This window comes from Actinoplanes subtropicus, assembly GCF_000721705.1.
Classification (GTDB): Bacteria; Actinomycetota; Actinomycetes; order Mycobacteriales; family Micromonosporaceae; genus Actinoplanes; species Actinoplanes subtropicus.
The window spans coordinates 49,448-63,759 of the sequence record NZ_JOJL01000045.1; the positions used below are offsets into that span (position 1 = coordinate 49,448).

Here is a 14,312-nt window from a genome sequence, read left to right on the forward strand (position 1 = left end):
CGGCTTATACGAGGAAAGTCCGCCAAACCTCAGCGGGCGCACGGGCACTCCGGATGCGGCGCCCAGCTGCGCCGCCGCACTCGGCCGGGGCCGGCGACCTCGGCGGTCGCGCCCATCGTCTGCGGGACGTCGCCGTCGAGAAACGACAAAACCTCACCGACCGCGTACGCCGTGGCCGCCAGCAGCGTCGCGACGGTGCACGGCTCCTCCCCGGAGGCCCCCGAGACCCGCCCCGGCCAGCCGGCGTCCCGCTCGCGGCGGTGCAGGTCGAGGCAGTTCAGGCAGGGCCGCCCGGCCGCCGGGACCAGCGGGCCGATCACCGCCACGCCCTCCCGCACGGTGACCGCCAGATGGGGGCGCCGGTGGCCGGCCAGCACGGCGGAGCGCAGCGCCGTGGGCTCGTCATGATCGAGCTGGACCAGCAGGAACGGGACCCCCGCCCGTACGGCGGCATCGTCTTTTCTCTTCGGCACCGAGCGTGACCGGGCGTCGATGATCGCCGCCCGCCGGGACCGCCCCACGTCGCCGGCGAGCAGCGGCCCGCCCGCCAGCTCGCCCGGCCGAACGTCGCCGGTGACCTCGGGCTGCACGTCGCCCACGCCCGCCTGGGCGAGCGCCACCGCGATCGGCGCGCCGAGCCGCCCATGCCCGCTGATCACCACCCGGGCGGCGGCCCGCCGGCGCAGCACCTGGGCCGGCCGGGGAACGCCGTGCAGGGCCAGGGCCGCGGCCTCGCCGGCCAGTCGCCGCTGGGACTCGGCCGACAGCGTGTGCGGGATCAGGGCGGTGGCCGGGAGGATGAGACCGGCCTTGGCCAGCGCGTCGAGCAGGACCCGGCACTCGTCGGCGGGGACGCCGAACTCAGCGGCGCGGATCATCACGAGCCGCTCGGAGCGGGTGCCGTCGAGCAGGTCGAGAACCCGCTCATAGCGCGGGTCGGGCAGGTGCAACAGCAGCGCACGGGCCGGATCGGAGCCGAGCTGCAACTCGTCGGGGCGGCGCCAGACCCGGGGCAGGCCGGGAATCAGGGTGGGACGGTTCACCGTGACAGGTTGTCATCGGCGTGACGCGGAGAGCGTCGTTGTCCACAGGGCCGCGGTGGCCGTGACACGCGTTGTCCACAGGAAAACGCGAGTTATCCACAGGGCTCAGGCGGTATCCACATTCACTCAACGTGCCCGGTTGGACACGGTTATGGGTAGAGCGGAGCGTTCGCCACCGCTCTACCCACCCGGGTGAATCAGGCCTTGGCCTTCCCGAGGATCCGGTTCACGGTGGTGCCGCAGACCGGGCACTTGCCCTTCGCCATGTTCATGCCGGTCTTCGAGACCTCCACGGTGCCCTGGAAGTCGCGCTTCTCCTTGCACTTCACGCAGTAGCCGTTGTACGTGTTGTCGGCCACGGTTCCTCCTAGTCAGTGTCGTCGGCCCGGGTCGGCCCGATGAATGCCTCTCGGTGGCGGCGCTCGGCCGTTCCGCGGCCACGTGGACGTGACCTCCCCGCCAGGGGCGGTCACTACCCAACTCCGGCCGTTTCCATGTCTCGTCAGCGCCGCCGTCGTGAGTGTGCCGGAGAATTCGTCCTTTTTGCGAAGTTGAGCCCGAACACGCCGGAAATTACCGGCAAAGTGGATCAAATAGGGCGTTGGTGGCGGGTTGTCCGGGTGCGCTAGGTTGGCCGCTCCGCAACGATGTTGCGACCATGGAAAATTTTTTCGGTTATACGGGGAGGAAGCGCCCATATCCGGCGGGTGTCATCGGCCGTACTCTTGCGGTGACATGGGTCTCACGGATTAGCGTCTCAACGTGAACCCGAATCTGGGCCACGCGAGCCGGTAATGGCCCGGACGCGTAAGCCTGTCGTCGAAGTGCGGCGCAGCCAGCGCCGGCGCCGGACGGTGTCCGCGTATCGCGACGGTGAGCGCGTGGTCGTGCTCATCCCGGACCGCTTCTCCCGCGCCGAGGAAACCGAGTGGGTCGAGCGCATGCTCGCCCGGCTGGCCGCCCGCGAGGAACGCATCCGGCGCACCGACGACGAGTTGCTGGCCCGGGCCCGCCGGCTCACGGCGCGTTACCTGCCCGACCACGTCGACCAGGTGATGCCGGCCAGCGTCCGCTGGGTGACCAACCAGAACGGCCGCTGGGGCTCCTGCACCCCCGACGACGGCACGATCCGCATCTCCCACCGCATCCAGGAGATGCCCGACTGGGTGATCGACTACGTGCTCCTGCACGAGCTGGCCCACCTGGTCGTGCCCAGCCACAGCACCCGCTTCTGGGAGCTGGTCGCCCGCTACCCCAAGTCGGAGCGCGCGCGAGGCTACCTGGAGGGCATCTCCGCCGCCACGGGCCTGGTTCTCCAGGACGACTAAGGTTGACCCGTGGTGCGACGGGTTGTGGCTGCTCTGTTGGTGCCGGTCGAGTGGAGCCCGCCCGGGGTGGGTCTCTTGGCCTGGCGGGCCGCGCTCGCCGAGGACGTGGTCGACCTGCTCGCCCGCCTCGCCCAGGCCGAGGCCGCGATCGCCGCCACGCCGGAGGACCGCAAGCTGGCCGAGGAGATCGCCTGGCCCGGCATGCGGATCTACGAGGTGCCCACCGCGACGTATCTGCCCGTGCTGGCGGCGGCCGCCGCGGACGGGTTCGACCAGGCCGCGGTGATCGCCGCCGACGCCCCGGACGTGCCCGGCATGATCCTGGGCAAGCTGCTGCGCCCGCTGGAGAACAAGGCCGTGGCGGTCGCCGCCGGCGGCCCCGGCAACGGGCTGCTGGGGCTGGCGACGAGCCTGCCGGCGCCGCCCTGGCTGATCGATCACGACCTGGACGGCGCCTCCGCCGCACTGCTGCGCAGGACCGCGCCGCAGCCGGGCGATGTCAGTTCGGCACCGGAGTGGCGCCGCCTGCGGGGGCCGGCCGAGCTGGCCTCGCTCGACCCGGCGCTGGAGGGCTGGGAGAACACCCGAGCCCTCCTCGGCGGCTGATTGCTTCTCTTCCTCCGGTTACTTCTCTTCCTCCGGGCCCTCGCCCTCCTCGGGGGCTTTGCCCAGGTTTTCCAGCTCGCTGATGTCCCAATCCAGCGAGCTCTGGGCGAAAACCTGCGGGTTGGCGAAATCCTCCTCCGTCGGGAGCAGGTCGGGGTGGCCCCAGAGCGCGTCCCGGCCCTGGATGCCGCGGTGCTCGGTGACCGCCGCCCACAGCGCGCCGGCCTCGCGCAGCCGGCGCGGCCGCAGCTCGAGCCCGACCAGCGCGGCGAAGGTCTGCTCGGCCGGACCGCCCGCGGCCCGGCGCCGGCGGAACGCCTCACCCAACGCCGCCACGCTGGGCAGACGCTCGCCCGCGGCGATGTCGACCACGTGACCGACCCAGCCCTCGATCAGCGCCAGCGCGGTCTCCAGCCGGGCCAGCGACGCCTTCTGCTGCGGGGTGTCTTCCGGCGTGAAGATGCCCTCGAGGGCCATGGCCTGCATCGACTCGGGGTCGCTCGGGTCGACGCGGCTCATCGCCTCCTCGATCGCCTCGCGGTTGACGGTGATGCCGTTCGCATACGTCTCGACGGCGGTCAGCACATGCGCCCGCAGCCACGGCACGTGGCCGAAGAGCCGCTGGTGGGCGGCCTCGCGCAGGGCCACGTAGAGGCGCACCTGGTCTTCCGGGAGCTCGAGACCCTCGCCATACGCCTTCACGTTGGCCGGGACCAGCGCGGCCGTGCCGGTCGGGCCGAGCGGCAGCCCGATGTCGCCGGCCGAGAGCACCTCGGCGGCGAGCTGGCCGAGCGCCTGGCCAAGCTGGCCGCCGAAGAGCGCTCCGCCGAGCGTGGCGACCATCGACTGCATCGGGCCGAGCTGCTCCTTCGCCTCGTCGGGGACCAGGTCGCCCATCGCGCCGACCATGCGCCCGGCGATCGGGTCGCACAGCTTCTTCCACACGTCGAGGGTGTTGTAGATCCACTCGTTGCGGTTCCACGCGGCGGCCAGCCGGATGCCGCTGGGCAGCGCGGAGACCGGGTCGAGCCACAGGTCGGCCAGGCGCAGGCTCTCCTCCACCTGGTGGCGCTCGAACATGTTCACCGCGGGGTCGCCGGACGCCGAGAGCTGGCTCGCCGCGATCTGCCGGGCCATGTCCCAGTTCACCGGGCCGCTGTCGGGGCCGCCGGCGAACATCCGCTGCAGATCGGCCATGAACTGCTGCATCTGCTGCGGGTCGGAGGGGTCGGGCGGCTGGGCGCCCGGCAAGGAGAAACCGAACGGGATATCAGGCACGTAGACAACCGTACGCGCGAAAGGCACGGTCCGGACCGATGGCGGTGTCAGCTCAGAGAGAACTCAGGGTGAGGCGATAGGCTCCCGCGCATGAGACGTCGCGGTGTAACCGTCATCCTCGGCGCCCTGCTCACCGCCCTGCTGGCAGTCGGTGTCATGGCGGCGCCGCTGCCCTATGTCGTGCTGAAGCCCGGCCCCACGGTCAATACGCTCGGTTCCAGCGACGGCACCGAGGTCATCCAGGTCACCAACGCGAAGACCACGCAGTCGGCCGGGCAGCTGCGGCTGACCACGGTGAACGTGCAGTCGCAGGTGGAGCTGGTCTGGGCGATCAGCAGCTGGTTCAGCAAGAAGGACGCGGTGGTCCCGCGCGCGCTGATCTACCCGCCCGGCCAGACCGAGAAACAGGTGGAGCAGCAGAACGCGCAGGAGTGGCACCAGTCGCAGGACAGCGCCGTGACGGTCGCGCTCACCAAGCTGGGTTACCCGGTGCAGACGTTCGTCAAGACGGTGACCGCCGGCGGTGCCGCGGTCGGCAAGCTCCAGCCCGGCGACGTGCTCACCACGATCGACGACGCGCGGGTGACCAGCCCGACGACGCTCACCGACGCGGTGCGGGCCAAGCCGGCCGGCACCACCTTCACGGTCGGCTTCAACCGCGGCAGCCAGGCGATGACCGCCAAGATCACGACGAAGACCATCGGCAGCGACAAGACCCCGCGCCTGGGCATCGAGATCGACACGAAGCAGAACGCGCCATTCAAGGTCACGATCGACCTCGACAAGATCGGCGGGCCGAGCGCCGGCCTCATGTTCACCCTCGGGATCATGGACAAGCTCGAGCCGGAAGACCTGACCGGCGGCAAGATCATCGCTGGGACCGGCACGATCGACGACGACGGCAACGTCGGCCCGATCGGCGGCATCCCGCAGAAGCTGGTCGGCGCCAAGAGCGCCGGCGCCCAAATCTTCCTGGTGCCCAAGGACAACTGCGCCGAAGCGCTCAAGAACGCCGTGTCCGGGCTGCCGATGGCCGAGGTGGCCACGGTGGACGACGCCCTGACGGCGCTCAAGACCTTTACGTCCGGCGGCACTCCGAAGCCGTGCTCGGCGTCGTGACAGATGTCGTAATGTGAGACACCGGTCGCCCCAAATGATGTGTGGAGCCCACGTTGGTCATGCGTAACAGCCCTCTTCCGAGGATGAGCCGGCGCGGTCGCGTCACGGTCGGCGTCCTGGTCGGGGTCTTCCTTCTTTTCACGCTGCTCGGTTGGGGCATCGACGCGTACACCGACTATTTGTGGTTCAACGAGGTCCACTTCGTCAACGTGTTCTCCGGCGTGCTGGTCACCCGGCTGCTGCTTTTCGTGATCATCGGGCTGCTCGTGGCCCTGATCATCGCGGGCAACCTCTACCTGGCGTACCGGCTGCGGCCCCTGCTCCGGCCGCACTCCGCCGAGCAGGCCACCCTCGAGCGCTACCGGATGGTGATCGGCCCGCGCCTCGGCACCTGGATCACCGTGCTCTGCGTGATCATCGGCTTCTTCGCCGGCCTGTCCGCCCAGGGCCAGTGGAAGGAGTGGATGCTCTTCCGCAACGCGCAGCCGTTCCACGTCGACGACCCGCAGTTCAAGATGGACATCGGGTTCTACGTCTTCAACTATCCGCTGTGGCGTTACCTGCTCGGCGTCGCGTTCACCGTGGTGGTGCTCTCGGTGCTCGGCGCGCTCGCGGTGCACTACATCTTCGGCGGGGTGCGCCTGCAGGGCGTCGGCGACCGGATGACGACCGCGGCCCGGGCCCACCTGACCACGCTGGTCGCGATCTTCGTGCTGCTCAAGGCGGTGGCGTACGTGCTGGACCGGCGCGCCCTGCTGCTCGAGCAGCACGTCTCCCCGGGGCTGTACGGCGCCGGGTACACCGACGTCAACGCGCTGCTGCCGGCGAAGGAGATCCTGGCGTACATCTCGATCGTGGTGGCCATCGCGATCATCGTGTTCTCCAACGCGGGCATGCGCAACCTGGTCTGGCCGGGCGTCTCGCTGGCGCTGCTGGCCATCTCGGCGGTCGCGATCGGCGGCATCTACCCGCTGGCGGTGCAGAACTTCTCGGTCAAGCCGAGCCTCGCCGACAAGGAAGCGCCGTACATCCAGCGCTCGATCAACGCGACCCGGGCGGCGTTCGCCTTGGACGACACCAAGGTCGACCCCTATCAGGCCAAGAACGTCGTGCCGCCGCCCACGCTGGCCAGCAACACCAGCGCGCAGAACGCGCGGCTGGTCGACCCGCAGCTGGTGTCCCAGGCGTTCACCCAGTCCCAGCAGTCCCGCGGCTTCTACGACTTCGGCAAGAAGCTCGACGTCGACCGGTACACGATCAACAACGTCACCTCCGACTACGTGGTCGGTGCCCGCGAGATCAACGACGACAAGCTGACCGCGCAGCAGCACAACTGGCTCAACCGGCACACCGTCTACACCCACGGCTACGGCCTGGTGGCGGCTCCGGCCAACGAGGTGGTCTGCGGCGGCTTGCCGTACTTCGTCTCCGGCTTCCTCGGCGACGCCCGGCAGAGCGGCTGCTCCTCCGCGACCGACGAGATCAAGGTCGACCAGCCGCGGATCTACTACGGCGAGCAGTCCACCGAGTACGCGATCGTCGGGCAGACCGACAAGACCAAGAACGTCGAGTTCGACCGGCCGCAGGAGGGCAACAACAACGCCGAGGAGCTCTTCACGTACAACGGCACCGGCGGCGTGCCGATCGGCTCCTTCTTCCGCCGGCTGGTCTTCTCGATCAAGCTGACCGAGAGCAACTTCCTGCTCTCCGACGCGGTCAACGCGAACTCGAAACTGATGTACATCCGCGACCCGCGCTCCCGGGTGGAGAAGGTCGCGCCGTTCCTGACCATCGACGGCGACCCGTACCCGGCGGCCGTCGACGGGCGGATCGTCTGGATCCTCGACGGGTACACGACGTCGGAAAGCTACCCGTACTCGCAGAAGATCAACCTGGCCAACGAGACGCGCGACGAGCTCACCGGGCAGGGGCAGGTCGCGCTGGCCCGGGACGACGTCAACTACATGCGCAACTCGGTGAAGGCGACCGTCGACGCGTACGACGGGACGGTCAAGCTGTACGAGTTCGACGACCAGGACCCGCTGCTCAAGGCGTGGAACAAGGCGTTCGGCGGGCACCTGATCGTGCCGAAGGCGGACACCCCGCCCGACCTGGCCGCGCACTTCCGCTACCCGCAGGACCTGTTCAAGGTGCAGCGGAACCTGCTCACCAAGTTCCACGTGACCGACCCGCGGGCGTTCTTCTCCGGGCAGGACTTCTGGCAGGTGCCGAACGCGCCGGACGAGCCGTCCAGCAACGTGAAGCAGCCGCCGTTCTACCTCAACGTGCAGCTGCCGACCCAGGAGGACACCCGGTTCCAGCTGACCGCCGGGGTGACCCCGTTCAACCGGGAAAACCTGGCGGCACTGATCTCGGCGTCGTACGAGAACAACGAGCCGAAGCTACAAGTGCTCGAATTACCCGATCAGACGGTGATTCCCGGCCCGGTCCAGGTCCATCAGAAGATGACCAACAACGCCTCGGTCAGACAGCAGCTCAGCCTGCTCTCCACCAACAACAACCAGGCCCAGGTGCTCTACGGCAACCTGATATCCCTGCCGGTGGAGAGCGGCATCCTGTACGTCGAGCCGGTCTACGTGAAGACCGGGAACCAGGACAGTGCCGCCCCGCTGCTGCAGAAGGTGCTGATGTCGTACGGCGACGGCGGCACGTACGTGGTGCTCGCCGACAGCCTCAAACAGGGCCTCGACGCGCTCGTCCAACAGGGCAAGCAAAACCCCAACCAGGGCCAGAGCGGCAACACGGGCAACACGGGCAACACGGGCAATACGGGCACGCCGCCCGCCCAGCTCAGCACCCAGCTGTCCCAGGCGGCCGCCGAGGTCGACCAGGCGATCAAGAACGTCCGGACCGCCCAGCAATCCGGCGACTTCGCCAAGTACGGCGAGGCGCTGCAGGCCCTCGACAACGCCATGACCAAGTTCCAGGCCGCCCAGCAGGCCGCCGCGGCGGGAGCCACCGCAAACCCGACACCGTCCGGCTCGGCCAAGCCATCGGCGCCGGCCACGCCATCCCCCAGCGCCGGCGGCTGAGGTGACGAGCGCAACCGGGGGCCGTTTTGCAGGCGGCCTCCGGGTTGCGCTAGTGTTAACGAGCCGACGCGGGGTGGAGCAGCTCGGTAGCTCGCTGGGCTCATAACCCAGAGGTCGCAGGTTCAAATCCTGTCCCCGCTACGAGTCCTGAGGCCCTCTTGTCCGCAAACTGCGCGGACCAGGGGGCCTCTTCGCATGCTGGCCGGGGGGCCGAGCCCCCCGAACCCCCCACGGGTGTGGTTGTTGCGCTTGTGGGGGGTCGAGGGCCTTTGCCCTACCCGCGGGTGTGGTTGTTGCGCTTGTGGGGGGTCGAGGGCCTTTGCCCTCCGCGGGTGTGGGCAGCTCAATTCGGGGTGTGGTGTTGGTCGCCATTGTTCTGCTGATGATGTGTGGGGCTGTGCGGGCTGACGATCAAGTGGGTGGGCCGAGGTCAGTGTGGACGGCGGGGCGCCGCCGGGCGGTCAGGGCCGTCCGGCGGCGCGGGTTCGCCGATCGGCCGCTCAGGAGGCGTCGAGCTGGCCGAAGATCAGCGAGCAGGAGCCGGTCTTGCGCCAGGACACCGACCACGAGTAGGAACCGTCGGCCCGGCCGGTGAGATAGGCCGGGTCGAAGGCCACGGTGGCGGCCGACCCCGAGCAGTAGGTGTTGTTGTAGAAGCCCTTCGAGGTATAGCTCGTCACGCCGGAGCAGGAGAACGACGGCGTCCACGAGTTCAGGTTGACCGACCAGCCGGCCAGCGTCGAGTAGTAGTCGCTGGCGTACGAGCTGCCGTACGTGGCGCACCCGTTGGCCGGGTTCCACTGCACCTCGTTGGCGAGGCCGACGACGTGCACGCCGGTCGTCGGGTTGGCGAACCAGAAGATCACGCAGGCGTCGTCGAGGTAGGTGGTCGACGTACTCCTGCCCGGGTTGTAGCAGTTCGCCACCTTGGCGCCGGCCGCCTTCTCGGCCGTCGCCGTCCTCGCGCCGGAGGCCTTACCCTCAGTTCCGGACCGCACGGCGCCGCCGACGGCCGCCACCGGCGCCGAGATTGCTTTCCGGTCCACGTAGGACGTGCAGCTCGCGGCGTCGAACGCGGTTTCCACCTGCTTCACGGCGCCGTGCCTCGCCGACGACCCCGTGCCCGTCAGGGTGAACGCGCACCCGTCGGCCACCTTCGTTCCCTTCAGCACCACGTGCGTGGCCGCCGGATCCTGCTGTACATACCGGACGAGCTCCCCGTTCGTCCCGCCGCTCGGCGCCGCGGCAGCCGGCGCCTGGACGGCGGCCAGAGCGGTGGCGGCACCCATCAAGGTCACCAGTGCGATCTTTGCTCCGTGCTTCTTCACGGCTTTCTCCCCTTCGTCGGGCCGGAGCGCCGGAAGATATTCACGGGCATCTCGCCGGGCGCCGGGTCAGACGTTGCCGGGGCGACGACACGCGAAGCTGTCATGATTCTGTAGTTGCCTGGCGGCGACGGTATACAGCGAGGAGAGTCGATGCGATTGCGGCCGCTGTGCGGGAGGGCGTTTTGGGGGTCGAATTCCGGGTGCTCGGCGATGTCGAGCTGCTCGTCGGGGGTCGCCGTGTGGACGTCGGTCATGCCCGCCAGCGAAACGTGCTGCTCGCGCTGCTGATAGACATCAATCGGGTGGTGCCGGCCGATCAGATCGTCGAACGGGTCTGGGCCGGTCGTCCGCCCCAGCGGGCGCGTGGCGCCCTCTACAACTACGTGTCGCGGCTGCGGCGGATCGTCGCGGAGGGGCAGGACGCGTCCATCGTGCGGGCGACGGGCGGATACGTCCTGTCCGTCGACCCACTTGCCGTGGACCTGTACCTGTTCGACGATCTGATCGGCCGCGCCCGGGCGACCCAGGACGTCGACGCCGCGGCGGGCCTGTTCGCCCAGGCGCTGGAGCTGTGGCGCGGGGATGCGTTCGCCGCCGTAGACCTGCCGTGGCTCAACAGCGTCCGGGACGCCGCGGCCGCCCGGCGTGTCGCGGCCGAACTCGACCGCGACGACCTCGAGCTGCGCCGCGGCCGGCACCACGATCTCCTGCCCCGGCTGTCCGCGCATGCCACCCTGCGCCCGCTGGACGAACGCCTCGCCGGCCAGCTCATGCTCGCTCTGTACCGCTGCGGCCGGCAGGCCGACGCGCTGGAGCACTACCAGAGGACCAGATCCCACCTGATCGGCGAGCTCGGCATCGATCCCGGGCCTTCGCTGCGCGAGCTGCACCAGCAGATCCTCGCGGCGTCCCCGGTGCTTGACGTCGTACCGCACGACGGCCGGCGGCACGCACCGGCGGTGCCGCAACAGCTGCCCGCGCCGTCGCCATCGCTGACCGGCCGCGGCGAGCAGCTCGCCCGCCTGGACGCGATCCTCGTTCCGGAAGGGACCGGACCCGAGGCGGACGTCGTCGTCATTTCGGGCACCGCCGGAGTCGGCAAGACCGCCCTGGCCGTCCAATGGGCGCGCCGGGTCTCGGCAGCCTTCCCGGACGGCCAGCTCTACGTCAATCTCCGCGGCTTCGCCCCGGGCGGCGACGCGATGGATCCGGCCGCGGCGGTGCGCGGATTCCTGCGTGCGCTGGGCGTACCCGAGGACGGCGTGCCGGTGAGCCTCGACGCCATGGTCGGGCTCTACCGCGGCCTCCTGGCGGGAAAGCGGGTCCTGGTGCTGCTGGACAACGCCCGCGACAGCGAGCAGGTCCGATCGCTGCTGCCCGGCATGACCGGCTGCGTGACTGTGATCACCAGCCGTACCCAGCTCGCCGGCCTGGCCGTCACCCACCAGGCCCGGAGCCTCCCGCTCGGGCTGCTGTCGCCGGGGGATGCGCGAGAGCTGCTGATCGGGCGCCTCGCCGGAGAGCGGCCGGCCCCGGATCCGGAGGTCGTCACGCGGATCGTCGACCGGTGTGCCGGCCTGCCGCTGGCCTTGGTGATCGTCGCCGCTCGGGCCGCCTACCAGCCGCACCTGCCGCTGGCTCTGCTCGCCGACGAGCTCCACGAGGCGCAGCCGCTCGACGCGTTGCAGACGGGGGATCCGGTCACCGACGCCCGAGCGGTGTTCTCCTGGTCCTACCGCGCGTTGTCACCGGACTCGGCCCGGTTGTTCCGGCTGCTCGCCCTGCACCCGGGCCCGGACATCGGGGAGGGCGCCGCGGCCAGTCTCGCCGGGATCAGCCCGGCCGCGGTCCGGCCGCTGCTGGCGTCGCTGTCGCGGGCGAACCTGCTGACCGTAACCGCTCCCGGCCGGTACGGCCTGCATGACCTACTGCGGGCGTACGGGCTGGAACTGGTCGCGGCGTTCGACGCCGATCGGCACCGAGCCGAGCGGCGGCTGATGGAGCATTACGCGGGAACGGCCACGGCGGCGGTCCGGCTGCTCGACCCGGGCCGCCCCAGCCCACCGGCCGACCCGCCATCGGCCGGGGTGACCGTGCTGCCGCCCGCCGACCAACCGGCGGCGCTGGCCTGGTTCGCCGCCGAGGACGCGAACCTGCAGGCGGCCATCGCGGCCACGCACCCCGGCACCGACCGGCAGGCGTCGCAGCTGGCCTCGGCGATGACGACCTACCTGGACTGGATCGGCCACTGGCACGATCTGGTCAACACCCAGCTCGCCATCCTGCCGGCCCTGGACCGGTTGGCGGACCGGCCGGCGACGGCCAACGCGCACCGGGACATCGGGCGGACCTATGCGCAGCTGGGCCGTTACGCGGAGGCGGCCACTCATCTCGGTCGGGCGCTGGAGTCCTACCGCGATCTGGCCGACCCGGTCGGGCAGGGCCGCTGCCACCACAGCCTGGGCTGGATGCACCAGGCCCAGGGGGACTACCGGACGGCACTGGGCCACTCCGAGCTGGCGCTGGAGCTGTTCCGGACGGCGGGCAACCGGTTGTGGCAGGCCCGCGAGCTCGACGCGATCGGCTGGCTGAGCCTCCAGCTGGGCGAGCCGGACGCCGCGCTGGACGGCTGCGGCCAGGCCCTTCCCTTGCTGAGGGAGCTGGGCGACCGGCACGGTGAGGCGGGCACGCTGGACACCCTCGGCCTGGCCCACCACCGCCGCGGCGAGCACGAGGAGGCGATCGGCCACCTCGACCGGGCACTGCAGATCTACCACGAACTCGGCGACCGCTATTCGCAGGCTCAGGTCGGGCTGAACCTCGGTGACTGCCACGCCGCGTGCGGACGCGCCGAGCTCGCCTCGCGTTGCTGGCACGCCGCTCTCGAGAGCCTGCGAACGCTCGATCAGGCCGGCACCGAGAACCTGCGCGGCCGGCTGGCCGAGCGCTGCCGGGACGTGGCGCTCACCAATCCACACCGCCACGCCGGGCGGTAGGCCGCACTTCGCGGGTCCGGCGCGGATTCTTCATTCATGTGTGACGATTTGGCGGGGTTGCTCGCTGGCCATGATGAGGGATGGAGGCCGGCGATGGGGATGCCGATTGGTGGGCTGCGGGCGGCCTGTGCCGCGTTGGCTGCTAGCGAGGACGCGGGGTGGCGGGAGGAGTACGCGCGGGAGTGCACCGGGCGGCTTACGGCGGATGGGCCGACGTGGGTGCGGGAGGGGACGTTCGGGGACTTGGCTGAGGTGGTGGAGGTGGATCCGAGCGGGATTCTGTGGGTGGTCTCGGCCTTTGACGGGCGGCGCTACTGGACCCGGTCGGAGAATCTGATGGCGGCGCGGCCGCCGAACCTGGGTGCGAGGGTCTGGTCGGTGGGGCCGAGCGCCGTACGGTCAGCTTTCGGGAAGGTCGACGATCGCCACTGGGCGGTCGGCGTCGTTCAGGAGCTGGCGGCTCACCGAACCGAGTAGGACGCGGCGGATCAGGCCCTTGCCGTGTGTGCCCACGACGATCAATTGCGCGTCTTCGGCGTGCCGCAGGATCGCGTCGGTGGCGCGGCCCTCCACCGCGACCGGGTCCACAGTCACCGGCGCAGGGTCGGCGGTCCCGATCTCGTCAAGTGCCCGGGTGCTGGTGGTGGCGGCCTCCGCCTCGATGGCCGCCCGCATGCGCACGGCGAGCTCCGGGTCGCCGGGGAACTCGTGTGGTGTGACCTCGTGGGCGGTGACGGCGCGCACGAAGGATTTGCGTACGGTTGCCTCGGTGATGGCGTAGCGGAGCGCGTTCGTGCCGAACTCGGAGCCGTCGACACCCACCACGATCGGACCGTCCGCGGGGAGGTCGCACTCGCCGACGACGATCAGTGGGCATCGTGCCTGGACCGTCAGCTGGTTGCTCACCGAGCCCAGCAGGGCGCTTGCGGCGTTGCCCAGGCCGCGACGGCCGACCACGACGGCGTCCGCGGACTCGGAGGCTGCCGCCAGGATGTGGGCGGGGTGGCCCAGCTTCGAGGTCAACGTGCAGGTCAGGTCAGGGGCGCGGGTACGGACGCGGCCGGCCGCGGCCTCGAGCAGATGTTCGGAGAGCTCGATCAGCCAGTCCGCGTCCTGGGCCGCCGCCACGCCGTGATAGCCGAAGAAGTCGATGGCGGGGGTGAGGTTGTAGGAGTTGACCAGCTCGAGCCGCTCGCCGCCGAGCTGGGCCCGGGCCACCGCCCAGTCGAGCGCGTTGCCGCTCTGCTGCGAGCCATCGATGCCCACGACGATCCGACCGGTCATGTGCCGTCCTCCCGCGCGAGAGAGTCACCGCTTCCGAACCTAACCCGCCGGGCGCGCGGGGGCATCTCCGGCGTCGTACGGCGTGTCGCCGCCGAACGGCGAAGACACCGTGCCGGGCCGGCCCCGAGACGTTCTCCTTGCCTTTCGGATAGGTCGCGGGGCCGGCGAGGGGTGCTGGTCAGGAGGCCAGGGTGATCGCGATCGAGGTGGCGCCGGGGTCGGCGGTGACGGTGTGGGTGGTGGTGTTGTAGCTGCCGCCGGTGACTGATGTGACGCC

At 70.3% G+C, this 14,312-nt stretch carries 10 protein-coding genes and 1 tRNA gene; 6 read left to right on the forward strand and 5 right to left on the reverse strand.

Going from position 1 to position 14,312, the window contains the following annotated elements:
- Positions 1-29 precede the first annotated feature (29 nt).
- Entirely contained in the window at positions 30-1,043 is a 1,014-nt protein-coding gene (locus tag IH26_RS0145545; protein ID WP_030442549.1) for a thiamine biosynthesis protein ThiF, read from the reverse strand.
- Between the two features lie 197 nt (positions 1,044-1,240).
- On the reverse strand, positions 1,241-1,402 hold the full coding sequence (locus IH26_RS61715; RefSeq protein ID WP_015625326.1) for a DUF5679 domain-containing protein: 162 nt from the start codon (positions 1,400-1,402) through the stop codon (positions 1,241-1,243).
- A gap of 435 nt (positions 1,403-1,837) precedes the next feature.
- Here IH26_RS61715 and IH26_RS0145555 point away from each other — a divergent pair, with 435 nt between their 5' ends.
- Positions 1,838-2,371 carry a M48 metallopeptidase family protein gene (locus IH26_RS0145555; protein WP_030442550.1) on the forward strand — a complete coding sequence of 178 codons (534 nt, stop codon included), beginning with the start codon at positions 1,838-1,840 and terminating at the stop codon, positions 2,369-2,371.
- 9 nt (positions 2,372-2,380) lie between these two features.
- Positions 2,381-2,977, forward strand: a complete 597-nt coding sequence (locus IH26_RS0145560; protein WP_030442551.1) for a hypothetical protein — start codon at positions 2,381-2,383, stop codon at positions 2,975-2,977.
- Between the two features lie 18 nt (positions 2,978-2,995).
- Here the strand turns inward: IH26_RS0145560 and IH26_RS0145565 are convergent, their stop codons facing one another.
- Entirely contained in the window at positions 2,996-4,255 is a 1,260-nt protein-coding gene (locus IH26_RS0145565) for a zinc-dependent metalloprotease (RefSeq protein WP_030442552.1), read from the reverse strand.
- Positions 4,256-4,345: 90 nt separating this feature from the next.
- On the opposite strand from IH26_RS0145565, the gene IH26_RS0145570 reads away from it, so the two are divergent.
- The 3 genes from IH26_RS0145570 (at position 4,346) to IH26_RS0145580 (ending at position 8,568) form a co-directional block, all read left to right on the forward strand.
- Complete coding sequence (locus IH26_RS0145570; RefSeq protein ID WP_030442553.1) at positions 4,346-5,374, forward strand: YlbL family protein; 1,029 nt, start codon at positions 4,346-4,348, stop codon at positions 5,372-5,374.
- 83 nt (positions 5,375-5,457) lie between these two features.
- Positions 5,458-8,427, forward strand: a complete 2,970-nt coding sequence (locus IH26_RS0145575) for a UPF0182 family membrane protein (protein ID WP_030442554.1) — start codon at positions 5,458-5,460, stop codon at positions 8,425-8,427.
- A gap of 67 nt (positions 8,428-8,494) precedes the next feature.
- A tRNA-Met gene (locus IH26_RS0145580) sits at positions 8,495-8,568 on the forward strand.
- 359 nt (positions 8,569-8,927) lie between these two features.
- Here IH26_RS0145580 and IH26_RS0145585 read toward each other — a convergent pair.
- A complete protein-coding gene (locus IH26_RS0145585) occupies positions 8,928-9,755 on the reverse strand; it encodes a hypothetical protein (protein ID WP_030442555.1) in 828 nt (275 codons plus the stop codon).
- 182 nt (positions 9,756-9,937) lie between these two features.
- Between IH26_RS0145585 and IH26_RS0145590 the strand changes: the two genes are divergently transcribed.
- Positions 9,938-12,751, forward strand: a complete 2,814-nt coding sequence (locus IH26_RS0145590) for an AfsR/SARP family transcriptional regulator (RefSeq protein WP_034217483.1) — start codon at positions 9,938-9,940, stop codon at positions 12,749-12,751.
- 399 nt (positions 12,752-13,150) lie between these two features.
- Here the strand turns inward: IH26_RS0145590 and IH26_RS0145595 are convergent, their stop codons facing one another.
- A complete protein-coding gene (locus IH26_RS0145595; protein WP_030442557.1) occupies positions 13,151-14,035 on the reverse strand; it encodes a universal stress protein in 885 nt (294 codons plus the stop codon).
- Positions 14,036-14,312 lie beyond the last annotated feature (277 nt).

Bases quoted from the DNA above. Each gene is read 5' to 3' on its own strand.
- IH26_RS0145555 (WP_030442550.1), top strand. From the start codon at position 1,838: ATGGCCCGGACGCGTAAGCCTGTCGTCGAAGTGCGGCGCAGCCAGCGC.
- IH26_RS0145575 (WP_030442554.1), top strand. From the start codon at position 5,458: ATGAGCCGGCGCGGTCGCGTCACGGTCGGCGTCCTGGTCGGGGTCTTC.
- IH26_RS0145595 (WP_030442557.1), bottom strand. From the start codon at position 14,035: ATGACCGGTCGGATCGTCGTGGGCATCGATGGCTCGCAGCAGAGCGGC.
- IH26_RS0145570 (WP_030442553.1), top strand. From the start codon at position 4,346: ATGAGACGTCGCGGTGTAACCGTCATCCTCGGCGCCCTGCTCACCGCC.